This window comes from Flavobacterium sp. Root901 (assembly GCF_001429765.1).
Classification (GTDB): domain Bacteria; phylum Bacteroidota; class Bacteroidia; order Flavobacteriales; family Flavobacteriaceae; genus Flavobacterium.
Map to the genome: position 1 here is coordinate 180,931 of NZ_LMJB01000009.1, position 22,290 is coordinate 203,220.

Annotated in this window: 20 protein-coding genes, 1 tRNA gene and 1 pseudogene; 15 read left to right on the top strand and 7 right to left on the bottom strand. The window is 33.9% G+C overall.

Annotated elements, in window-relative coordinates; translation table 11 throughout:
* Positions 1 to 70: 70 nt before the first annotated feature.
* Positions 71 to 1,015 carry an NADP-dependent oxidoreductase gene (locus ASE21_RS18170; RefSeq protein WP_057124140.1) on the bottom strand — a complete coding sequence of 315 codons (945 nt, stop codon included), beginning with the start codon at positions 1,013 to 1,015 and terminating at the stop codon, positions 71 to 73.
* A gap of 127 nt (positions 1,016 to 1,142) precedes the next feature.
* Between ASE21_RS18170 and ASE21_RS18175 the strand changes: the two genes are divergently transcribed.
* The gene (locus ASE21_RS18175) at positions 1,143 to 1,490 is read left to right on the top strand and encodes a winged helix-turn-helix transcriptional regulator (protein WP_057124141.1); all 348 of its coding nucleotides are present in this window, start codon (positions 1,143 to 1,145) and stop codon (positions 1,488 to 1,490) included.
* Between the two features lie 80 nt (positions 1,491 to 1,570).
* Here the strand turns inward: ASE21_RS18175 and ASE21_RS18180 are convergent, their stop codons facing one another.
* Together ASE21_RS18180 and ASE21_RS18185 are read right to left on the bottom strand one after the other, a co-directional pair.
* On the bottom strand, positions 1,571 to 4,963 hold the full coding sequence (locus ASE21_RS18180; protein WP_057124142.1) for a polysaccharide deacetylase family protein: 3,393 nt from the start codon (positions 4,961 to 4,963) through the stop codon (positions 1,571 to 1,573).
* Between the two features lie 374 nt (positions 4,964 to 5,337).
* Entirely contained in the window at positions 5,338 to 5,790 is a 453-nt protein-coding gene (locus ASE21_RS18185; protein WP_057124143.1) for a DUF4442 domain-containing protein, read from the bottom strand.
* A 254-nt stretch (positions 5,791 to 6,044) separates the two neighbouring features.
* Between ASE21_RS18185 and ASE21_RS18190 the strand changes: the two genes are divergently transcribed.
* The 6 genes and pseudogenes from ASE21_RS18190 (at position 6,045) to ASE21_RS18210 (ending at position 10,362) form a co-directional block, all read left to right on the top strand.
* Positions 6,045 to 6,500 carry a DUF4870 domain-containing protein gene (locus ASE21_RS18190; protein WP_057124367.1) on the top strand — a complete coding sequence of 152 codons (456 nt, stop codon included), beginning with the start codon at positions 6,045 to 6,047 and terminating at the stop codon, positions 6,498 to 6,500.
* Positions 6,501 to 6,665: 165 nt separating this feature from the next.
* Positions 6,666 to 6,893, top strand: a pseudogene (locus ASE21_RS18195) (PadR family transcriptional regulator); the annotation flags it as partial.
* Positions 6,833 to 6,997, top strand: a complete 165-nt coding sequence (locus tag ASE21_RS22480) for a PAS domain-containing protein (protein ID WP_410503573.1) — start codon at positions 6,833 to 6,835, stop codon at positions 6,995 to 6,997. The pseudogene ASE21_RS18195 and the gene ASE21_RS22480, both read left to right, overlap by 61 nt.
* Positions 6,975 to 8,705, top strand: a complete 1,731-nt coding sequence (locus ASE21_RS18200; protein ID WP_057124144.1) for a PspC domain-containing protein — start codon at positions 6,975 to 6,977, stop codon at positions 8,703 to 8,705. The genes ASE21_RS22480 and ASE21_RS18200 overlap by 23 nt, the downstream gene beginning before the upstream one ends.
* Before the next feature lie 3 nt (positions 8,706 to 8,708).
* Positions 8,709 to 9,443, top strand: coding sequence for a head GIN domain-containing protein (locus tag ASE21_RS18205; protein WP_057124145.1), 735 nt, complete (start codon positions 8,709 to 8,711; stop codon positions 9,441 to 9,443).
* A gap of 85 nt (positions 9,444 to 9,528) precedes the next feature.
* Positions 9,529 to 10,362, top strand: a complete 834-nt coding sequence (locus ASE21_RS18210; RefSeq protein ID WP_057124146.1) for a GIN domain-containing protein — start codon at positions 9,529 to 9,531, stop codon at positions 10,360 to 10,362.
* A gap of 291 nt (positions 10,363 to 10,653) precedes the next feature.
* Here ASE21_RS18210 and trxB read toward each other — a convergent pair whose 3' ends face one another.
* Entirely contained in the window at positions 10,654 to 11,601 is a 948-nt protein-coding gene (gene trxB / locus ASE21_RS18215; RefSeq protein ID WP_057124147.1) for a thioredoxin-disulfide reductase, read from the bottom strand.
* Between the two features lie 177 nt (positions 11,602 to 11,778).
* Between trxB and ASE21_RS18220 the strand changes: the two genes are divergently transcribed.
* A tRNA-Pro gene (locus ASE21_RS18220) sits at positions 11,779 to 11,853 on the top strand.
* Between the two features lie 192 nt (positions 11,854 to 12,045).
* On the opposite strand, the gene ASE21_RS18225 is transcribed toward ASE21_RS18220, so the two are convergent.
* Positions 12,046 to 14,214 carry a hypothetical protein gene (locus ASE21_RS18225; RefSeq protein ID WP_057124148.1) on the bottom strand — a complete coding sequence of 723 codons (2,169 nt, stop codon included), beginning with the start codon at positions 14,212 to 14,214 and terminating at the stop codon, positions 12,046 to 12,048.
* Positions 14,215 to 14,416: 202 nt separating this feature from the next.
* On the opposite strand from ASE21_RS18225, the gene ASE21_RS18230 reads away from it, so the two are divergent.
* From ASE21_RS18230 to ASE21_RS18260, 7 genes are all read left to right on the top strand, one after another.
* A complete protein-coding gene (locus ASE21_RS18230) occupies positions 14,417 to 14,824 on the top strand; it encodes a septal ring lytic transglycosylase RlpA family protein (RefSeq protein WP_057124149.1) in 408 nt (135 codons plus the stop codon).
* Positions 14,825 to 15,042: 218 nt separating this feature from the next.
* The gene (locus tag ASE21_RS18235) at positions 15,043 to 15,810 is read left to right on the top strand and encodes a ParA family protein (RefSeq protein ID WP_057124150.1); all 768 of its coding nucleotides are present in this window, start codon (positions 15,043 to 15,045) and stop codon (positions 15,808 to 15,810) included.
* Between the two features lie 5 nt (positions 15,811 to 15,815).
* A complete protein-coding gene (locus ASE21_RS18240) occupies positions 15,816 to 16,718 on the top strand; it encodes a ParB/RepB/Spo0J family partition protein (RefSeq protein WP_057124151.1) in 903 nt (300 codons plus the stop codon).
* Entirely contained in the window at positions 16,718 to 17,278 is a 561-nt protein-coding gene (locus ASE21_RS18245; protein ID WP_057124152.1) for a DUF5683 domain-containing protein, read from the top strand. The genes ASE21_RS18240 and ASE21_RS18245 overlap by 1 nt, the downstream gene beginning before the upstream one ends.
* A 39-nt stretch (positions 17,279 to 17,317) precedes the next feature.
* Complete coding sequence (gene dapB, locus ASE21_RS18250) at positions 17,318 to 18,019, top strand: 4-hydroxy-tetrahydrodipicolinate reductase (RefSeq protein ID WP_057124153.1); 702 nt, start codon at positions 17,318 to 17,320, stop codon at positions 18,017 to 18,019.
* Positions 18,020 to 18,075: 56 nt separating this feature from the next.
* Complete coding sequence (gene lepB, locus ASE21_RS18255; protein WP_057124154.1) at positions 18,076 to 19,629, top strand: signal peptidase I; 1,554 nt, start codon at positions 18,076 to 18,078, stop codon at positions 19,627 to 19,629.
* 93 nt (positions 19,630 to 19,722) lie between these two features.
* Positions 19,723 to 20,337 (top strand): WbqC family protein, encoded by a 615-nt coding sequence (locus ASE21_RS18260; RefSeq protein ID WP_057124155.1) that lies wholly within the window; start codon positions 19,723 to 19,725, stop codon positions 20,335 to 20,337.
* On the opposite strand, the gene ASE21_RS18265 is transcribed toward ASE21_RS18260, so the two are convergent.
* Complete coding sequence (locus ASE21_RS18265; RefSeq protein WP_057124156.1) at positions 20,334 to 21,386, bottom strand: endonuclease/exonuclease/phosphatase family protein; 1,053 nt, start codon at positions 21,384 to 21,386, stop codon at positions 20,334 to 20,336. The two genes, ASE21_RS18260 and ASE21_RS18265, sit on opposite strands and share 4 nt — an antisense overlap.
* 16 nt (positions 21,387 to 21,402) lie before the next feature.
* Entirely contained in the window at positions 21,403 to 22,266 is an 864-nt protein-coding gene (locus tag ASE21_RS18270; protein ID WP_057124157.1) for a rhomboid family intramembrane serine protease, read from the bottom strand.
* Positions 22,267 to 22,290 lie beyond the last annotated feature (24 nt).

Below are 22,290 nucleotides of genomic sequence, written 5' to 3' on the forward strand. Positions count from 1 at the left end.
CATTTATCTATAAAAAAACATCAGCTCGAATTAATTCGAGCTGATGTTTTTTATTTAAATATAATTTCTATTAAAGTGTAATTACAATTTTACCAACCGTTCTTCCGGTTTCTAATTGCGAATGTGCTTTTTCCATTTCATCAAATGCAAATGTTTGTGAAACGTGAGATTTGATAATTCCTTTTTCCATCAAATTAGCAACTGTTTTCATGTCAGTTCCTGAAGATTGCACCAGGATTGCAAACAAATCAACATTTTTATCTTTGGCTTTTTGTGCAAATTCCGGAGCGATTGCACCTAAAATGTAAACTATTTTTCCGCCCGGTTTTACAATATTGATCGAGCGATCGTTGATTGCATCAGATATTGGATTTAAAACAAAATCAATATCCGAAACTTCATTTTCAAAATCGGTTTTACTGTAATCAATATGCTGGTCAGCTCCGTTTTGCAAAACAAATTCCTTGTTTTTTTCTGATGAAGTCCCAATAACATGCGCTTTAAAATGTTTTGCAATTTGCGTTGCATAATGCCCAACTCCGCCAGAAGCTCCGTGAATTAAAACTTTATCGCCTTCCTTAATTTTTCCGTTTGTGACCAAAGCCTGCCAGGCCGTAAGCAAAGCCAGTGTTCCTGCAGCGGCTTCTTCGTGAGAAATGTTTTTGGGTTTCAAAGCTAAATGCGAAGCCGGAACTGCAACGTATTCAGCGTAAGCTTTACCTTTTCCCGGAAAATTTACCATCCCAAATACTTCGTCGTTTAGTTTAAAATCAGTTACATTTTTTCCGGATTCTACAACGGTTCCGGATAAATCCCAGCCTAGAATAATCGGGCGTTCATCGTCAAAAAAATTCTTTATATACTGTGCTGATGACTTTGTTTTATAATCAACCGGATTGATACTCAATGCACTTACCTTTACCAAAACTTCATCGTCATTAATTTCCGGTTTTGGAATATCTACATATTTTAAGTTAGGCATACTTTCAGCATCATTCAATATAATTGCTTTCATAATAATTGTTTTAAAATTGAAGTACAAAAGTATAATATCAGTATCTTTGCCACAAGTATGCACTTTTTTGTAATCTACATACCAAAAACATACTAATATTGATTATCAATGTTTTAAAAATTAAAAAATGGCAAAAAAAAATTATACTGATGGATGTACAGATGTAGTTTGCTCTGTAGATTATGCTTTTAAGAGAATTGGAGGTAAATACAAAGGGCGGATTTTGTGGAATTTAAGCAATAAAAATATACTTCGCTATGGCGAATTAAAAAAAACACTCATGGATGTTACACCAAAAATGCTAACCCAAACTTTAAGAGAGCTTGAAGATGACGAATTGGTTTTAAGAAAAGTATACCATGAAGTACCGCCAAAAGTAGAATACTCTTTAACTGAAATAGGTATGGAACTCATTCCGTTTATCAATCATTTAAAGGAATGGGGAGATAAACAGCGTGCTAAAGAGAAAGCTTAATTTTACAAGTTTTTAAAACTGATTACAAAGAAAACCCAGAAAAGCCAGGTTCTCTTATTTCTGTTAATTCTTGTAAACTATCATTTAACAGTACCGACATTTCCTGTCCTTGTAAGCACACCCCAGCTTTGGCTTTCGCCTTTTATTGCTCTCCGTAATGCTCTAAATAAAATTACGTACATCAATTGTCTATAAACGAATCGTTGCGGAATCAGCCAGAATAATTTAGATAATTTTTCTTTTTCAAAAACAAATGCAACGACACTTACCAGCATGTCTACTAGCATAAAAGCAATGTAATAAATGAGTATTTTACGAAGACTGTCCGGATCATCATGATTCCAAAACAAACTTAAAATAAGTACTAAATCTGCCAATGGGGCAAAAATGGGAAGTATAATTTGAAATAGTAAAATGTTGGGCAGCGCTACCATCCCCAAACCTTTGTAACGCGGATTAAAACAGGCATCCCTGTTTTTCCAAAAAGCCTGCATAATTCCGTAACTCCAGCGGAAACGCTGTTTCATAAACTCTTTGAGACTTTCTGGTGCTTCGGTAATTGCAACTGCTTCAATACAATTTGTAATGCGGTAATCGTTTCTTAAAATACGAATCGTCAAATCACAGTCTTCTGCCAAAGTATCGGTTGTAAAACCTCCGGCTTTTTCGATGGCTTCTTTTTTGAATGCGCCAATTGCTCCGGGAACAACCGTTATTCCGTTAATAAGATCAAAAGCTCTTCGGTCAAAATTTTGTGCGGTTGTATATTCAATACTCTGCCATTTGGTAAGCATCGTGTTTTCGTTGCCTACTTTTACATTTCCGGCAATGGCGCCAATTTCCTGATTGCCTTTTAGCTGCATGGTAAAACCTTTCATTAATTGCGATATAGCATCGGTTTTCAGCTGTGTGTCGGCATCAATACAAACTACATAATCATTTTCTGTTAATTTAATACCGTAATTTAATGCCGAAGCTTTTCCTCCGTTTGGTTTAGTGTTTACTTTTACCTTTGGATTATCTTTAAAAGCTTCATTTATCATAGCAAAAGTTTTGTCTTTGGAGCCATCATCCACAAAAACAATATCAAAATCCGGATAATCCTGACACAGTAAGTTTTCGATAGTTTTTACAGCATTGATCTCTTCATTATAAGCCGGAACAATAATACTTACTTTAGGATTTCCTTCGGATATTTTATAAACAGGCGGATATTTATGATCGCGCCATCGTTTAATAAAAGCCATAATTGCCATTAATGCAATACGCAGAAAACCTAAGAAAATAGCAACCCAGAATGTTGCGGTAATGAAATGTCCAAACCAATATCCAAAATCAAAAATAAAGTTATCGAGCGAAATAAATTGTCCTTTTGCTTCGGGCATAATTTCGGCTTTGGTTTTGCCAAGCAAATGAGAAACAGTTGTAAACTGAATATTTCTGTCTTTAAAATATTTAATAATTCTGGGCAGCGCTTCAACCGTAGCTTGTCTGTTTCCGCCGGCATCGTGCAGTAAAATAATTCCTTTATCAGGATTTGCTTCATATTGTTTTATCGTTCTTATATACACACTATCTGCGCTTACTCCTTTTTCCCAGTCATTTGGGTCAATACTTTCTCCTACCGTATAATAATTTTGTGCTTTGCTTAATGCAATTGGTTTTAGTTCGGCTTCAGTAGTTGGTTCTGCATCAGCATTATACGGCGCCCTAAAAAGCACTGTACTTCTTCCGGTAACGGCTTCGATTAATAATCTTGTAGTTTCCATTTCTGCCGAAGCTCTGTCTGGACTTACCAAAGCAATATTAGGATGCGTAAAAGTATGATTGCCAATTTCGTGGCCTTCTTTATAAATTCGTTGCAGCAACGGAATATTATTTTCTCCCTGAATACCAATTACAAAAAATACAGCTGGCACTTTTTCTCTTTTCAGAATGTCTAAAACCTGAGGTGTATAAGTTGGATCCGGACCATCGTCAAAAGTTAGGATGACTTGTTTGTGTACATTACCAAATTTGCTGATTACATATTTAGTTGGCAATTCTACATATTTCTGCTCCGTAATGATATCTTCATCTTTATTAATTTCTAAGTCAATTTTTCCGGGTGCAGGATCAGAAATCACATTCAATATTTCACCATCTCCAATATATGCCGGACTTTCAATTCTGGTATTGACACGTTTCAATACCGAAAAATCAAATGGTTTTTTAATAATACTTTCGTCTGTTAAACTTCGCTGGTAATAACTCCATAAACGCTGATCTTCACTTCCTAAACGCCATAAAGCAGTTCCTGCCAAACCATATTCATCACTAAATCGAATCGTATTAAAATTTGTTGCAGCATCTTCAAAATTGACTACGTGTGTTTTACCATTGCTGTCTGTATAATTAAAAGAATTGCTGTAACTGTTATTGTCAAATTTAATTTTGGCGTTATACTGTTTTGCAATCGCAATAGCCTGGTCATAAGTTATTGTTTCGCCTTCCTCCTTTTCCTGCCAATCGTAACCATAACCCGCAAAACAAAGTATAATTTTATCTGACGGAATTTCTTTAGCAGTTTTATCAACCGTTTTTTCAATCCATTTTTGACTGCTCACATCGCCCGGAATACTTTGCGCATAATGCTCATCATAGGCCATCAAAAACATGTAATCATTGTATCTTGACAATTCTTTTATATTAAAGTCATCATCGCCTGCCATAATATCCTGAGAAACCAAATAGCCAAGCGGATGTAATTTTTGATACAATTCTTTTTGAAAAGTAATTATAGGTTCGTCGCTATTTTCTTTAAATTCCTCAAAATCAATATTAATTCCTTGAAAATTATATTTTTTTAAAGTCTTTGCGATATCATTAATCAGTCTTTCTCTTTTAGTTTTGTCATGCAGAATCCGATGAATAAGATCGCCGTCAAATTCGCCTTCTCCCAACGATTCATTGATATTATTGATCAAAGGCACGATTTTTACTTTTCCTTTTCTCATCACTTTCAATGCTGCGGTATCAATTTCTGTTTGCAGCAAATCGGTTTTTGGATCTATAAAAAACCATTCCGGAACTACCATATTGAGTTTGTCAATATTTTTTTGCAGTGAAAATAAACTCTGCGGATCCCAGTCTACATAAAAAGCAGCGCGGATTTCTGATGCTGTTTTGTGAACAATTGATTGTTTTTCTAATTTCTGAACCTTCTTTTTAGCTCTTAAGTAATAATCAAATCCTTTAAACTTTTTTAATTCCTGAATACTTAAGTCTTTTGGAATTACAGGGTTTTCTAAACTGCGTCCTGTTTTGGCGCTGTTTGCTAAAAGTGGCAATTCCGGCTTTAGTCCTCTTTTTAAAGTGATGTAAAAAATCGGAATCATTAAAATCAAAACAAACAAAAAAAGTCGGCTTGACCATTGAAAAGTCTTCCAGCGTTTTTGGGTAACTGTCTGAAATATTTGCTTTTTAGTATCCATATATTCTTATTTTTTAGAAGAATATTATAAGAGAAAATCAATCAAAATTAATTTTGCTTTTAAAACTCCAACAACTTAAATAACCTCTGCTTATCTTATTATTTTCGGCAAAGATATTTAAATAATATAATTCTTACATATTATTTGAATTTAGATGTAAAATTATTGTGCGTATATGAAGACAGTATGAAGTATAGAATTTATTGTACAGCGTTGAAGCAGCCGTAAAGCTGAATAAAATTACAAAAGAAAAGTTGAGAAAAAACAAAATAAAAAATAAAATTTCTGACAATCAACAAGTTAAGCATTATAAATAATTTAAAAAAAAATGACTTGTTAAATTACAAGTCATTTATAGTATATTGATTTTTATTTTATTTTAATCGGACACTCCATTCAAAATCCATTTCTGAAACCTGAACTCCTTCTTCATTAGTACCGATAGATTTCATCCAAAAAGTCTGTCCTTCACCGGTTTCAATTGTTTTCTGAATTGCATCGGCAATCAAATGTCCGTCATTACAAACAAATGTTATTCTGCCTGTGGCTTTTTTAGTAAAGTTTCCTTTATTGTTTGCTACCAGCATCGATATCTTTCTTCCGCTTTCCTGAATTTGCGAAATCACCAAAGCACCGGTTGTTAACTCAGCAGCCATTGCCTGAACAGCAAAATACATGGAATTAAACGGATTCTGATTGATCCAGCGGTGTTTTACACTTACGATACATTTGTCTTTGTCTATCGCTTTTACCCGAACACCGCAAATGTATGCCGATGGTAATTTGAATAATACAAATTTGTTGAGTTTGGAAACTGAAACTGCCATAAGTTTATTTTTTTATGTAAAAATACAAAAAAACTATGCACGCACAATAAATTACAAACACTTTCCTGTACAGCCAATAAAATCAAGCATTACGATTGATTTTCAGTATTTTTTTCCTGATAAACTATTTTTCTTATTGTTAAAATTTTGTTAATATTTGGTACTATGCAAAACAAGATACTGTTTTTTAGATATATATTTGCATAAGAAATTACTATATACTTTTAATCATGCAATCAACAACACCACTCATCATGGAAAAATCATCAGAAAAGAATACTTCGGCATTCGCACATTTAAGCACATTAAGTCAATACATTGTTCCGTTTGGGAATTATATTTTCCCAATTATAATCTGGTCAAGCTACAAAGACAAATCAGAATTTGTAGATCACCATGGAAAACAAGCTTTGAACTTTCAGTTAAGTTTATTGCTTTATACGTTAATCTTAGCTTTAATCGCTGTTCCGATTTTTGTTACGGTTTTTTTACAAAACCTGCCAATGGAAGCTGTTTTTAACGATGAAGATTTCTATATCAGAAACATTAATTTTGAAGGAAACATTGGACTCTTGAGTATTGGCGCTACGGCTGTTGTACTTTTTGGACTTTTAAAATTTGTTGAATTCTTTTTAGTGATTTATGCTTCTATAAAAGCTTCGAATGGAGAATTATATAAATATCCAATGACAATATCTTTTATTAAGTAACACTTCGGTTCGCTCAGTGTGACACAAAAAGTTAAAAGTTATAGGTTAAGAGGGAAACCTTAAAAAACAATCAATCATCAATCAAATATCATCAATCAAAAAACGAATTGTTCAATCAAAAAAAAACAAAATGAAATTATGAACATTGAAAACACAAAAGCACAGATGCGCAAAGGTGTTCTTGAGTTTTGCATCTTATCTGTTCTAAAAGAAAAAGACGCATATACATCTGAAATATTAGACACTTTAAAAAACGCTAAATTACTAGTTGTTGAGGGAACAGTTTACCCGCTTTTAACTAGATTAAAAAATGACGGTCTGCTCAATTATCGATGGGAAGAATCTACATCCGGACCGCCAAGAAAATATTATGGTTTAACCGAAATAGGACAAACATTTTTAAACGAACTCAGCGGCACCTGGACAGAATTGTCAGACGCTGTAAAACTAATCACCAATCAAAATCAATAAGTCATGAACAAAACAGTAAATATTAACTTAGGCGGTATGTTTTTTCACATCGATGAAGATGCATATTTAAAATTGTCACGCTATTTTGACGCTATAAAACGATCACTTAACAACTCATCCGGACAAGATGAAATTATTAAAGATATCGAAATGCGTGTTTCTGAATTATTAACAGAAAAACAAAAAAGCGAGAAACATGTTGTTGGACTGAAAGATGTTGACGAAGTGATTGCGGTTATGGGACAACCGGAAGATTACAGAATCGAAGATGAAGAAAATACCAATCAGTCTTTTAATAATTATACAGGAAGAGGCCACAAAAAATTATACCGTGATAAAGAAAATGGTATGATTGGAGGTGTAGCAACCGGTCTGGCACATTATTTTGGAATTGATGCCGTGTGGATTAAAATCGTATTCCTAATATTTGTTTTTGCAGGTTTTGGAACCGGGATTTTAGCTTACTTCGTTCTTTGGATTGTAACTCCTGAAGCTGTTACAACTTCTGAAAAACTGGAAATGACAGGAGAACCGGTTACGATCTCGAACATTGAAAAAAAAGTCCGTGAAGAAATAGATTCATTGTCTGATAAATTTAAAAATGCAGATTATGACAAAATGGGAAACCAGGTAAAGTCGGGAGCTGAGAGAATAAGTAGTTCATTTGGAGACTTTATCATGACAGTTTTTAAAATCTTCGCTAAATTTTTAGGCGTAATTTTAATCATGTCGGGAATTGCAGTTTTAATCATGTTATTAATTGGGGTTTTTACTTTAGGAACAAATGCTTTTGTTGATTTCCCATGGCAGAATTTTGTTGATGCCGGCAACTTTACAGAATATCCTTTATGGTCTTTCGGGTTATTAATGCTTTTTGCAGTTGGGATTCCGTTTTTCTTCTTAACATTATTAGGATTTAAATTGTTATCTCCAAATTTAAAATCGATTGGCAACATTACTAAATATACATTGCTGGCCGTATGGATTATTGCTGTTGCCATTGCAATTAGTATTGGAATTAAACAAGCTACTGAAATTTCACGCGATAATAAAGTGGTAGAAAAGAAAACAATTGCAATCACGCCAAAAGATACTTTATATGTAAAATTCAGATATAATGATTATTACGCTAAAGATTTAAATCGTCACGGAGATTTTCAGTTTGTTCAGGATTCTGCAGGAAACGATGTAATGTACTCAACAGATGTTCGTTTACATGTTTTACGTACTGATGAAGCTTCTCCTTATGTTCAGGTAGAAAAAAGCGCAAGAGGAAATTCATTTACAAATGCGAAAAAAAGAGCAGAAAAAATCAATTTTAAATACCAGGTTAACGGAAATCGTTTAATTTTGGATAATTATTTTCTGACAGACGTTAAAAACAAATTCAGAGGTCAGGAAGTAGATGTGTTCTTATATTTGCCAGAAGGTCAATTATTTAAACCAGACGCATCAATACAGGATTATGATGATTCTGAAGATGATTTTTTCAACTTACACTTTAGCGGAAATTATAACTATAAAGTAGAAGGCGCTAAAATTAAATGTCTGAACTGCCCAGCAGAAGAAATGAACGAAGATCATGACGGAGATTATAATGAAGAAAACAACATTGAAAATGATACTGTAAAAGAAGTTTCTATTAAAATAAACGGAAAAGAAGTTCTAAACGGTAAAAAAACTAATGGAAAGCTAACCACTGATAAAAACGGAGTTATAATTAAAATTAACTAAGCCATGATCAAAATAATCATTCACATTACGAAATTTATTATTGCCACAATTACCGCATTATTGTTTGCTTCATGCAACTTTAATATAAAAACCATTGAAGGAAGCGGAAATGTAACAACTGAAAAAAGAATTGTTCAGGGAGATTTTAAAAACATCGAAGTAAGCAATGCAATAGATTTAGTTATCCAGCAGTCTGATTCAGTAGACATTACCGTGGAAGCCGATGATAACCTGCAAAAAGAAATAATTACTACGGTCGAAAACGGAACGTTGATTATCAAATGCAAATTCAGTTCTTTCCGTAATGTTAACATGAAAAAAGTAACGGTAAAAATGCCTCATGTTAGTAAAATTGAAGCATCAAGCGCTTCTACTGTTACAAGTAAAAATACACTTCAGGCACAAAATATAGAACTAGAAACTTCAAGTGCGGCATCAATGCACGTAGATGTAGAATCTGACAATATTTCTTGTAATTCAAGCAGCGGAAGCTCAATTGATATTAAAGGAAAAGCATTAAAAATCCAGACTTCAGCATCAAGCGGGTCTTCAATCGAAGCCGGAAAATTATTGGCAAATGATGTTGATGCAGAAGTTTCAAGCGGAGGCGTTATCAGTGTTCATCCTATTTTAAACCTAAAAGCACATGCGAGCAGCGGCGGAAATATTAATTACAATAATGTTCCTAAAACGATCGACAAAACTGCAAGTTCAGGCGGAAGCGTTAGTCAGAGCTAACATTTTTTAACTGTTAAATATAAAAGAAATCATTCATCTAAAGTGGATGATTTTTTTATATTTGCTAAAATCAAATCTAGAATTAATGAAAAAAAATACAGCACTATTCCTGTTGCTTTTGTTTACAACATTAACTTTTGCTCAAAAGAGAGAAAGAGTAAAAGGATCTAAAATTGTAACAACATCTGTTAAAGAAGTAGAAAGTTTCGATGCACTTGAAGTAGATGATAACTTAGAGGTTTATCTTGAAAAAGGGGAGAAAAACGAGATTAAAATTGAAGCCGATGATAATCTTCACGAAATCATCGGGATGGATTTAAGAGATAAAACACTTCGCTTATACACATCAAAAGAAAGCACTATTTTCAAAAAACTTTCGGTAAAAATTACCTATACAAGTTCACTAAAAAAAGTAATCAGTAAAAATGATTCTAAAGTTTATGCGATTCAGGAAATTCAATTAGATGATATTACTTTTAATAGTTTTGATTATTCTAAATTATACCTGAATGTAAATTCAAAGAAATTCAGTTTAATTGCAGATGATAAATCCAAAACAGAATTAAACCTAAAAGCCGACGACGGAAATCTACAGTTGAGTAAAAATGCTTCTATTAAAACTTTGGTTTCTGCCATCAAATTTAAATGTGATTTGTACCAAAAAGCAAATGCGGCTATAGAAGGAATTGCTGAAAAAGCAACGATTCGTTTAGACAATAATTCGGTTTTTACAGGAACAAAATTCACTTTAAAAGAAGCAAATGTAACAGCCGAAAACAATTCTGCAGCCACTATATTAGCCGAAACTAATGTTTCAATCGCTGTTGGAGATAAAGCGGAACTTACTTTGTACGGAAATGCAGCAATTCAGTTAACCCGTTTTTCTGAAGAAGCAAAGTTGTTTAAGAAGATTAAATAAGGTTCTAAGATGCTAAGATACTGAGTTTTTTTACTAAACATATAAGGAACAGAGTTCCAGAATTTTTTAATCAACTTGTTTGTCATTTATAGTATTTCATAAAGATTGACTCACTTTGCAGAGTTTCTCGCGGAGATTTCTCCTTCGTCGAAATGACACAAAATGAGATAATACTACACCATAATACTTTTAAATAAAAAAAAAGTCCCGCTCATCGAACGGGACTTTTATATTTATAAGAAGCTCAAATTAACCTGAAACAAAGAAAATCTGAAACCTGAAACTAAAAAATTATTCTTTTGAAGCTAAATATCTTTCAGCATCAAGTGCCGCCATACAACCTGTGCCTGCAGCAGTAATTGCCTGACGGTAAACGTGGTCTGCAGCATCTCCGGCTACGAAAACACCTTCAACATTTGTTTTGGATGTTCCCGGAGTGTTTACAATATATCCGGTTTCATCAAGAGTGATGTAATCTTTAAAAATATCTGTGTTTGGTTTGTGGCCAATTGCTACGAAAAATCCCGTTGCAGGAATTTCGATAACTTCACCTGTAGTTTTATTTAATGCTTTAATAGCATGTACCACATTTTGATCTCCTAAAACTTCAACAGTATCGTGGTTCATCAAAATTTCGATATTTTCTGTTTTGCGAACTCTTTCTTCCATAATTTTAGAAGCTCTGAATCTTTCGCTTCTTACTAACATCGTTACTTTTTTACAAAGTTTAGATAAGTAATGTGCTTCTTCACAAGCCGAATCTCCTGCCCCAACAATCACAACTTCCTGATTACGGTAGAAAAATCCGTCGCAGACAGCGCAGGCAGAAACTCCCCCGCCCATATTTAAATAATGCTGTTCTGATGGTAATCCTAAATATTTAGCAGAAGCACCTGTAGAAATAATTACAGTTTCACAGTGTAACTCGATTGCATCATTAATCCAAACTTTATGAATATCTCCTGAAAAATCTACTTTTGTAGCCCATCCATCACGAATATCAGCACCAAAACGTTTGGCTTGTTCCTGCAGCTGAACCATCATTTCCGGTCCTGTAACACCATCAACATAACCTGGAAAATTTTCTACTTCATTAGTTGTTGTCAACTGGCCTCCAGGCTGCATTCCCTGATATAAAACCGGATTCATGTTTGCTCTGGCAGCATAAATTGCCGCAGTATATCCTGCAGGGCCAGAACCTATAATAAGGCATTTAATTTTTTCGATTGTATCTGACATAATGTGTATTGTTTTTTTGTGATGCAAATGTAAACTTTATTATAAAAAATAACGCCGAAAATAAATCTGAAATAGCTATCTCAAAATAAGTTTTATTTATTTTCATTTTTTCCTTTTGTAAACAAATTTTATTCCTATATTTGCATCCGCTTTCGGGCACTACAACAAATGCATCTTCGGGGTGTAGCGTAGCCCGGTTATCGCGCCTGCTTTGGGAGCAGGAGGCCGCAGGTTCGAATCCTGCCACCCCGACAAAAGTCTTTTCATTTCTGGAAAGACTTTTTTTTTTGCTTTAAACTGAAATATAAAATCAATCAAGATTATAGGTTTCTAAAAATTTATCTCATTTAAAACAATAGCCCGTGATTTCAACGGGGACGCATTATATTATCACGCTACGTTCTCTAGTTGAAACCACGGGCTATTTTAAAAAATATATCTTATTTACTTCTCCATGACAATATAAACAGGATATGATTCATGATTTGGCAAAGCAAATTCTTCATCATAAGGCTGTGTACCATCACCATTATTATATAATGCGACACGTTTTACGCCATCTGTTGTACTTCCGCCAGTACCGTTGATAACATTTTGGATATTCCCCGAACCTGCAAAACGAGTTATACACATTTTTTCGAGTTTTACATTTGGGCTGTTTGGTATTTCAAATCCGTTTTTCTTATTTACTTTTCCATCAGTTCCGGTAAAAACGGCATAAGAACCCAGTCCAATTGTATGATGATCTTTTACCATATTAGCGACTTTAAATGCTGCATAACCGTCTACTCTGCCTGACTGACTGCTCCAAGCTGCCTGATTTGGCGCATCATACGGCGGCTCGTTTTGAAAGAAATAAGTTCTGCCGCGTTCTCCAAGCCACAATACTTCATATTCCTGAAAATGCTCTACAAATAAGGCATAAAGTGTAACATCATTACCCGTAACTATAAGTCCGTTTTTACATCTGTCTCTTACCCAGCGTGCGTCTCCGCCTTTTTGAGAACCATGATCGGCACGCCACAACCAAAAATGATCACCAATCACGTTATTGCTGTTTATCTGCATAGCAGCCTGTATCTGAATATTTTTTGACTGAACACCTCCAACCCTGCAAGTAATATCCGATAACAAGATAGGATCTGCAGCATGATCTGCCTTTGCGCCTTCATTACCAATTCTAATTTGGTAAGTGGTACTATTAAAGGAATCCATAAGAAGTCCGGCAATAATGATTCCGTCTTTATCATCAGCATAAATACATCCCCAGGTATTTTTTTCAGCAGGTTCTAATGTTACCGAAGCAATGCCTGCTCCCAGAAGTATTGCATCTTTTCTGTTTACCTGTATAGGTGCATTCAATGTATAATGTCCCGGAGTAAAAAATATATTTTTTCCGGCTTTTAATGCATTATTAATTTCTACATTAGTATCACCTTCTTTGGCAACATACCATTGAGTAAGCAAATCCTGAACTTTACCTTTTCCCATATCTGTTGATGACCATGAAACTCCTACTCTGTCTTTTTGCCATGCCGGAACAAATACTTTGTATTCACCATCGCTGTCTATAAAAAGAAAAGGTTTTTCTCTAATAATAGGTGTAGTAGGAATTGGGGCATTTATATCGTTTGCCTGCGGCGGATTAACACATCCCTGCCAAACCATATTATAAGAACCGCCCATTGCTCCTGAACCTAAAGGAAAAACGGCATTTCTGGTATACCATTGCTGTTGTCCGCCCCAATTTGGTCTGGAAGAGGTATAATTTGCATCGGCAATAAAACCTCCGCTTCCCCAAAAGTTAGTATTTCCAACATCTGAAATATATTTAGAAGTACTTTCAATTAAAATTCTTCTTGCACTGGTTGATTGAGAAACCGTCCATGCAAAATCCCGCATCACTTCTACATTTTCCACAGAACGCCAAAAAGTACAGGTCGCATTTGCTCCTCCCGAAAGATGAGGCCTGGTGAATATTGAACCTAATTTAACATCTGAAGGAACTTTGCCCAAACCTCCAATATGAGAGTAAAATCCTAATTCTATCGAATTGGCCTCTGGAGATGAAGCAGAACCTGACCCGCCCGAATCGTAAGTCTGCCCCTTAATATTGGCTTTTAAATAATAAGCCTGACGCTTCGTGGTCCACTCGCCATTGGAACCGCCTAAGCCAATTGCTCCAAATTGCGAATTAATATCATTCTTAGCCGTTTCTGCCTTTTCATATTTTCTATCATAGAAGTACATATTGTGTCCAAAAATCTGTTTTTCTAATGATAGTACTATTGTTACAGAGTTACGTGTAATTTTATAATAGTTCTCATATTTATTTTTATTTGGTTTACTGTCTGTAAATACTAATTTAGAAGTAGAACCAACAGCAGCAAAGTCTAAAGCTAGCCGGCTGCCGCCTCTGGTAATTACATAGTTTCCGGAAGAACCAAATTCCGGCCATGATAATGTCATGCTGTGTTTGTTTTTGTTGTAAACAACCTTGCCTTCTGTCTTATTCTCCTGAATTTTTTCATCGGGTGCCTGAGGTGCCGCAAAGCTGCAAAGTATAAGCATGACCGAAAATGCAGTACATGCTGAAATTAACTTTTTAATCATAAAATAATCTTTTTGGTTTGATAATAGTATAGTTTTTCAGGGATTCGAAAATAGCAATAAACTTTAACCTGTTTGTTTTCAATTTTCTTATCAAAAACTATACAAAGACCCTAAATCTGTCTTTTAATGATATAAATAAACCTTATACAATAAATTTATTTTTTTTCAATGGAGTTTTTTTGCCGTTCAACAGAATAAAAAAATGAAAACGACATTCTTATCTATTGCTTTAGCTGTTTCCATAGCGGTTGCTGCACAAAATAAACAATCTTCCCCAAACGTCGATATTACAAAGGAAGAATATACTTTATACATGAAAAATGCTCACGCCTCTTATTATCATGATAAATTTAATGGAAGAAAAACAGCCAGTGGAGCAAAATTTAATAACAGTGCTATGACTGCGGCCCATAAAAAATTTCCGTTTGGCACCATGCTGAAAGTTACAAACGAAATAAACAATAAATTTGTTATAGTAAAAATTACAGACAGAGGGCCTTTTATTAAAGGAAGAGAAATTGATTTAACAAAAAAAGCATTTATGAAAATTGCTTCTAACAAAAAAAGCGGTTTAGTGTATGTAACAATCGAAATTTTAAAAATCAAGTAAACCGTTTCTTCAAAGCCAAACCAGATTTACACCTCTTTTAAAGCATAAACAAAGCCAAATAATCAAAATTTAAACCGGCAATTTTATTCACAACTAAAATTATTTTGTGCCGAAGACCCATCAAACACCGATTAAATGAAGTTTCATAAATGTTAACAAAATAGATTTTCAAAAACCATAAATAATTGTATTTTTACGGTTCAAAATTCAGAAAATAAATGGGCAAAATCATTGCGATTGCTAATCAAAAAGGAGGCGTTGGAAAAACTACAACATCTGTAAATCTTGCAGCCTCATTAGGTGTTTTAGAGAAAAAAGTATTATTAATCGATGCTGATCCTCAGGCAAATGCTACATCAGGTCTTGGGATTGACGTAGAATCTGTTGAAGTTGGTACATACCAAATACTTGAACACAGCCACACACCAAAAGAAACTGTTATTCAATGTACAGCACCAAATGTTGACGTAATTCCTGCTCACATTGACCTTGTTGCCATCGAAATCGAATTGGTCGACAAAGAAAACAGAGAATACATGCTTAAAACAGCATTAGAAAGTGTAAAAGACGAGTATGATTATATCATTATCGACTGCGCACCTTCATTAGGTTTATTAACTTTAAATGCTTTAACTGCTGCTGATTCTGTAGTTATTCCTATTCAATGTGAATATTTTGCGCTGGAAGGATTAGGAAAATTACTGAACACCATAAAAAGTATTCAAAAAATACATAACCCTGATCTTGACATCGAAGGATTATTACTTACAATGTATGATTCAAGGTTACGTTTATCAAATCAGGTTGTTGAAGAGGTTCAGAAACACTTTAATGATATGGTTTTTGATACCGTTATACAGCGAAATGTAAAATTAAGCGAGGCACCAAGTTTTGGCGAAAGCATCATTAATTATGACGCTACAAGCAAAGGTGCAGTTAATTACATTAATTTAGCTCAAGAAATTATAAAGAAAAACAGTAAATAGTTTTTATGACAAAAGCAATTAAAAAACAAGCCTTAGGAAGAGGATTATCAGCGTTATTAAAAGATCCGGAAAACGACATTACATCAGTAGAAGACAAAAATGCTGATAAGGTTGTTGGAAATATTATTGAGCTTGAAATAAGTGCTATCGAAATAAATCCGTTTCAGCCCAGAAGCAATTTTAATGAAGAATCATTACGCGAACTAGCGACTTCTATTAAAGAACTTGGTGTAATTCAACCTATTACTGTTCGAAAATTAGATTTTAACAAATACCAGTTAATTTCCGGAGAGCGTCGTTTACGTGCTTCGACTTTAGTTGGACTAACTCATGTTCCGGCTTATATTCGTATTGCCAATGACAATGAGTCTCTGGTTATGGCTTTGGTTGAAAACATTCAGCGCCATGACTTAGACCCAATTGAGATTGCTCTTTCGTACCAGCGTTTAATTGACGAAATTCAATTAACACAAGAACAAATGAGCGAGCGCGTTGGAAAAAAACGTTCTACAATTGCGAATTATTTACGTCTTTTAAAACTAGATCCGATTATTCAAACTGGTATTCGTGATGGTTTTATTAGTATGGGTCACGGCCGCGCAATCATCAATATTGAAGATTTAGACGTTCAGACTGATATCTATCAAAAAATTGTGAGTCAGAACTTATCTGTTCGTGAAACTGAAACTTTAGTAAAAAACTACCATGAAAGCTTAAAACCAAAAGAAGAAGGAAAAGCTAAGCCTGATTCTTCATTTGTAGTGAGAGAAACACAAAAAAATTCTTTCAACGACTATTTTGGTGCGAAAGTTGATATTAAAGTGGCTGGCAATGGAAAAGGAAAAATTACAATTCCATTTAATTCTGAAGCCGACTTTAATAGAATTATAAAATTAATAAACGGATAGTGAATAAAATTGTCCCCATAAGTATATTGTTCTTTCTTATAGGAACCGTTTCTCTTTTTGCCCAGGTAAAAAAAGACACGGTTTTAGTCGTTAAAGACACTTCTGCATTACAGGAAATAGACCCGCTTACTCCGGCAAAAGCAGCCTTTTATTCGGCTATTTTACCCGGTCTTGGTCAGGCATACAATAAAAAATACTGGAAAATTCCGCTTGTTTACGGAGCAATAGGTACGAGCTTATATTTTTATATTGACAACAATAAAAAATATCACGATTATCGTGACGCATACAAACGCAGGTTAGAAGGATACAATGATGATAAATATGAATATCTGGATGACAGCAGACTTATTGCCGGCCAGAAATTTTATCAGCGAAACCGTGATCTTTCTGCTTTATTTGTTGTCGGATTTTACGTTTTGAACATTATAGACGCCAATGTTGATGCCGCTTTGATTCAATTTAATGTAAATGAAAGATTATCACTTCGTCCGGAAATTTATCCCGCCGATGTAACATTTAAACCTAACGTTGGTCTAACTTTTAATTATCGTTTTTAAATAGCCTCTGTCTATTTAAAATTTACAAATACACAAAAAATGAAAATTGCGCTTTTAGGATACGGAAAAATGGGTAAAGTAATTGAAAGAATTGCTTTAGAAAGAGGTCACGAAATTGTCTTAAAAAAAGACGAGTTTAATACATACGACGGACTTTCTACGGCAGATGTCGCCATCGATTTCAGTGTACCAACAGCTGCCGTTAATAACATTTCAGCTTCTTTTAACGCTAATGTTCCTGTAGTTTCCGGAACAACAGGATGGCTTGAACATTATGATGAAATGATCGCACTTTGCAAGGAGAAAAACGGCGGTTTTATTTCCAGCTCCAATTTCAGTCTGGGCGTAAATATCTTCTTTGGATTAAATGAATATTTAGCGAAAATCATGAATCAATTCGATTCTTATAAAGTTTCGATGGAAGAAATTCATCATATCCATAAACTGGATGCACCAAGCGGCACTGCCATTTCTTTAGCACAAGGCGTAATTCAAAACAGCAATTATTCTAACTGGACTTTAGACGAAGCAAAAAGCAACGAGATTCGTATTGAAGCGAAAAGAATTGGAGAAGTTCCGGGAACACATACCGTAAATTACGATTCTCCTATCGACAGCATCGAAATAAAACATACTGCTCACAATCGTGAAGGTTTTGCCCTGGGCGCAGTAATTGCAGCAGAATGGCTTGCAGGAAAACAGGGTGTTTTCACAATGAAAGATGTATTAAACTTAAATTAAAAACATTTGGATTTTAAGGTTAAACCTTAAAATCGAAAAACATAAATTAAAAAATCATGACACTATATCTTTGGTTCGTATTTTTCTTAGCAGTGCAGGTTATTCACTTCTTAGGAACTTGGAAATTGTATCAGGCAGCAGGGAGAAAAAGCTGGGAAGCAGCAGTACCGGTTTACAATTCGATTGTTTTAATGAAAATTATTGGCCGTCCAGCATGGTGGACTTTATTACTTTTCATTCCAATTATTAACCTGATCATGTTTCCGGTTGTTTGGGTAGAAACACTGAGAACCTTTGGTAAAAAATCAACTTTAGATACTATTTTGGGGATTTTTACTCTTGGCTTTTATATCTATTATGTAAACTATACGCAAAAATTAGAATATCATGCTGACAGAAAACTAACTACTGAAAACAAAACAGCAGATACAGTAAGTTCACTTCTTTTTGCTATTATAGTAGCTACTTTAGTGCATACTTATGTAATTCAGCCTTATACAATCCCAACTTCTTCATTAGAAAAATCTTTATTGATTGGAGATTTCTTATTTGTAAGCAAAGTAAATTACGGACCAAGAGTTCCAATGACAACTGTTGCTTTACCAATGGTTCATGATTCTATTCCTTTAACAAAAAGAAAATCATATTTAAGCTGGCCGCAATTGCCTTATTTCAGACTTCCTGCTTTTGAAAATATAAAGAGAAATGACATTGTAGTATTCAACTGGCCTGTTGATACGGTTCATTATTTTTATGAACCAAAAGGAAGACCAGGTGTAATAAAACCAATCGACAAGAAATCCAATTACGTAAAAAGATGTGTTGGTATTCCTGGTGACAGTTTATCTATTAAAGATGGTTTTGTTTTTATCAACGGAAAAAAACTAATTTTACCAGAAAGAGCAAAACCACAATATTCATATTCTGTAGCTTTAGACGGAAAAACTCCTGTAGATTTTGAATCTTTATTTAAAGAATTAGACATTACAGATCCTGCAGGTTTTAGAACAGAAAAAAGAGATACACTTTATTTCAGAGCTTTGACTGAAGCAAGCGCGGAGCGTTTAAAAAATACTCCCGGCATAACTGCTGTAATAAGAGAAATCGACAAAGGAAACGACAATGCAATTTTCCCTCATATTAACAAATGGAATCAGGATAACTTTGGTCCAATTTATATTCCTGAAGCTGGAAAAACAGTTGCTCTTACCAACGAATCTCTTCCATTTTACAAAGAAATCATAACAAACTACGAAGGAAACACCTTAGAATTAAAAGGTTCTAAATTTATCATAAACGGTAAAGAAACGAACACTTATACTTTTAAACAAAATTACTACTGGATGATGGGAGACAACCGTCATAATTCTGAAGACAGTCGTTACTGGGGTTATGTTCCTGAAAATCATATCGTAGGAAAACCAGTTTTTATCTGGATGAGCTGGGATACAAACGGAAAGGGCATTAATAAAATTCGCTGGAGCAGAGTTTTCACTACTGTTGACGGAGAAGGACAGCCGCAATCTTATTTTAAATATTTCCTAATTATTCTTGCACTTTACTTTGTTGGAGAATTTTTTTGGAAAAAAAGAAAACAGAATAAAGCATAAAAAAGACGTTTATTCGTTGATCCGGCAAATCGTTTAATCGTTTCTTAAAAAGTACGGTTAAACGATTTACCGATTAAACAAAAAATTATAATCATGAATTCGTTATTACTTCCTACTTATTTTCCTTCTATCAGCCATTTTGCAGTTATGGCTCAATCTGAAAATATAATTTTTGAAATGGAAGATAATTTTCAAAAACAAACTAACAGAAACAGAACGTACATCTATAGTCCAAACGGAATTCAGTTATTAAATATTCCAATAAAACACTCTAAAGCTGTTCATCAAAAGACAAAGGATGTTTTGATCGAGAATGAATTTGACTGGCAGAAACAACATTTTAAATCACTTGAAGCGGCGTATAGAAGTTCTCCGTTTTTTGAATATTTTGAAGATGATATTGTGTCTATTTTTGAAAAAAAGCATACTTTTCTAATGGACTTAAATATGGAAGTCTTTGACACAGTTACCAAATGTCTTCGAATGAAAATTGAATTTGAAAAAACTACAGAATACTTTCACGAAGTAGAAAATATTTCTGATTTCAGATATTTAGCAAACGGAAAAAAAGATCAAAACGCATTTGAAAAATATACTCAGGTTTTTGATGACAAACACGGATTCATCAATAATTTAAGTGTTTTGGATTTACTTTTTAATGAAGGGAAGTTTGCCGCAGATTATTTAAAAACTCAGAAAATAATCTAAAACTGATCTATTGAAAGTCTTGTCATTATGGGGTAATGATCAGAGTTTTCAAAATCAGAAAAACTTTCAAACTGCTTTACTTTCATTTTAGTATCTGTAAAAATATAATCGATTCGGGCTGGATAATACTTAAACTTATAAGTCGCTCCAAAGCCTTCTCCCGCTTCTTCAAAAGCATCTTTGAGTTTACCCTTGATATTTCGGTAAACGTATGAAAACGGACTGTTATTCATATCTCCGCAAATAATAATCGGGTACTGGCATTTCCTGATATGCTCTTTAAAAATTTCAGCCTGTTCCTGCTGCTGCGTAAATCCTTTACTGATTCTGGCATAAATTCGCTGTGATTTCTTCTGATTTACATTATCAATATCGTCTGAAATCTCACTGACATCCGGAGATATTTTAATAGACTGCAAGTGCATGTTATAAACACGAATAACATCTTTTCCGCGTTTAATATCAGCATACACTACGTTATTATCAGATTTAGGAAAAACAATTTTTCCTTCGTCTATAATAGGAAATTTAGAAAAAATGGCCTGTCCTGTTTTTATCTGTTTTCCATCAATAAAAATATAGCGATGCGGGTATACTTTTAAATCAATATGCGCTGAGTTCGAATATTCCTGAACACACAAAATATCGGGATCTTTTTCATCGATAAATGCTTTTATATTTTCCGGAATATCATCACGGTCCAGCCATTTAAAAACATTAAATAAACGAACGTTGTAACTCATTACAGAGAAATCCTTTTCATCTTTAATATATTCTTTGGCTGAGAATTTATAGAATTTGCTGATAAAAGTAATTCCGGTCAACAAAACTAAACCAGACAAAATAAGGCGCTTTTTAAACTGAATTGCCCAATAAACAAAGAACAATCCGTTTGCAACAAAAAAAGCCGGCATAAACAGCGTAAGCACCGATAAAAGCGGAAAACTTTTAGGTGCCAAAAAAGGTAAAATATAGACACTGAAAGTAAGCACAGTCAGCACTATATTCAAAAAGAACATTATCTTATTAAACCACGAAAGGTTTTTCATATTTTTCTGCTAAGGATTATTTTCCAGCTTTAAATAAAAACTCTTTTTCTTCTTTTGTCAGACAATCATATCCGGATTGGCTGATTTTGTCTAAAATTTCATCAATCTGCTGCTGCGTTTTGTCCTTTGTAACAATTCTTGATGTCGATTTTTCTGTAGGTTTTTTGTAATTCTTATGAACTTTTGTAAATGGGGTCGTTGGGGATTTTCTAAAGAGATTAGCAAAGAAATCCAATGTTCTGGAAACAATCCTGCTTAAATCTGTTCCGTTTTGAAGCAGTTTTATAAAGATAAATCCAAAAAATGCTCCGGCTAAATGCGAGATATGTCCTCCCATATTTTCTAAACGGAACTGCATTAAATCTAAAACTAAAATTATGCCGGTAATGTGCCAGAGTTTGACATTTCCAAAAAGAAACAATCTGACATTCATTAATGGCTGATAGGTTGTTGCTGCAACTAAAATCGCCATTATAGCGGCCGATGCACCAACTATTGAAGCTGAAGTTCCTAAAACATAAAAACTTAAGGCAAATACAATTCCAGAAAAAATTGCACCTAAAATATACAATCCTAAATATTGTTTTTGAGTAAAAAAAGTAAGGAACAAATTACTTGCGAAGTTTAAAACCAGCATATTAAATAACAAATGCATAAATCCGAAATGAAAAAACGCATACGTTAAAAAAGTCCATGGTTTAAAAATGAAAATCTGAGGATCTGATGACAGAGCCAGCCAGTTTGGAAAAATAAACTGACCAGTTGAAAACTGATAGAAAAAAATTAGCGAAATAAAAAAACATGCAACATTCCAATAAATAACCTGCATTGCAATGCCGCCCAATTTATATTGAAGTTTTAAATCGTCAAGAATATTCATAAAGTTCTCTTTTGGTTTTTAAAT

What these genes read in the sequence shown, in the direction of transcription:
- lepB (WP_057124154.1), top strand. Translation starts at nt 18,076, where the DNA reads ATGACACTATATCTTTGGTTCGTATTTTTCTTAGCAGTGCAGGTTATT.
- ASE21_RS18235 (WP_057124150.1), top strand. Translation starts at nt 15,043, where the DNA reads ATGGGCAAAATCATTGCGATTGCTAATCAAAAAGGAGGCGTTGGAAAA.
- dapB (WP_057124153.1), top strand. Translation starts at nt 17,318, where the DNA reads ATGAAAATTGCGCTTTTAGGATACGGAAAAATGGGTAAAGTAATTGAA.
- ASE21_RS18170 (WP_057124140.1), bottom strand. Translation starts at nt 1,015, where the DNA reads ATGAAAGCAATTATATTGAATGATGCTGAAAGTATGCCTAACTTAAAA.
- trxB (WP_057124147.1), bottom strand. Translation starts at nt 11,601, where the DNA reads ATGTCAGATACAATCGAAAAAATTAAATGCCTTATTATAGGTTCTGGC.
- ASE21_RS18270 (WP_057124157.1), bottom strand. Translation starts at nt 22,266, where the DNA reads ATGAATATTCTTGACGATTTAAAACTTCAATATAAATTGGGCGGCATT.
- ASE21_RS22480 (WP_410503573.1), top strand. Translation starts at nt 6,833, where the DNA reads ATGGGAAGAATCTACATCCGGACCGCCAAGAAAATATTATGGTTTAAC.
- ASE21_RS18190 (WP_057124367.1), top strand. Translation starts at nt 6,045, where the DNA reads ATGGAAAAATCATCAGAAAAGAATACTTCGGCATTCGCACATTTAAGC.
- ASE21_RS18185 (WP_057124143.1), bottom strand. Translation starts at nt 5,790, where the DNA reads ATGGCAGTTTCAGTTTCCAAACTCAACAAATTTGTATTATTCAAATTA.
- ASE21_RS18260 (WP_057124155.1), top strand. Translation starts at nt 19,723, where the DNA reads ATGAATTCGTTATTACTTCCTACTTATTTTCCTTCTATCAGCCATTTT.
- ASE21_RS18180 (WP_057124142.1), bottom strand. Translation starts at nt 4,963, where the DNA reads ATGGATACTAAAAAGCAAATATTTCAGACAGTTACCCAAAAACGCTGG.
- ASE21_RS18200 (WP_057124144.1), top strand. Translation starts at nt 6,975, where the DNA reads ATGAACAAAACAGTAAATATTAACTTAGGCGGTATGTTTTTTCACATC.
- ASE21_RS18230 (WP_057124149.1), top strand. Translation starts at nt 14,417, where the DNA reads ATGAAAACGACATTCTTATCTATTGCTTTAGCTGTTTCCATAGCGGTT.
- ASE21_RS18175 (WP_057124141.1), top strand. Translation starts at nt 1,143, where the DNA reads ATGGCAAAAAAAAATTATACTGATGGATGTACAGATGTAGTTTGCTCT.
- ASE21_RS18205 (WP_057124145.1), top strand. Translation starts at nt 8,709, where the DNA reads ATGATCAAAATAATCATTCACATTACGAAATTTATTATTGCCACAATT.
- ASE21_RS18240 (WP_057124151.1), top strand. Translation starts at nt 15,816, where the DNA reads ATGACAAAAGCAATTAAAAAACAAGCCTTAGGAAGAGGATTATCAGCG.
- ASE21_RS18225 (WP_057124148.1), bottom strand. Translation starts at nt 14,214, where the DNA reads ATGATTAAAAAGTTAATTTCAGCATGTACTGCATTTTCGGTCATGCTT.
- ASE21_RS18265 (WP_057124156.1), bottom strand. Translation starts at nt 21,386, where the DNA reads ATGAAAAACCTTTCGTGGTTTAATAAGATAATGTTCTTTTTGAATATA.
- ASE21_RS18210 (WP_057124146.1), top strand. Translation starts at nt 9,529, where the DNA reads ATGAAAAAAAATACAGCACTATTCCTGTTGCTTTTGTTTACAACATTA.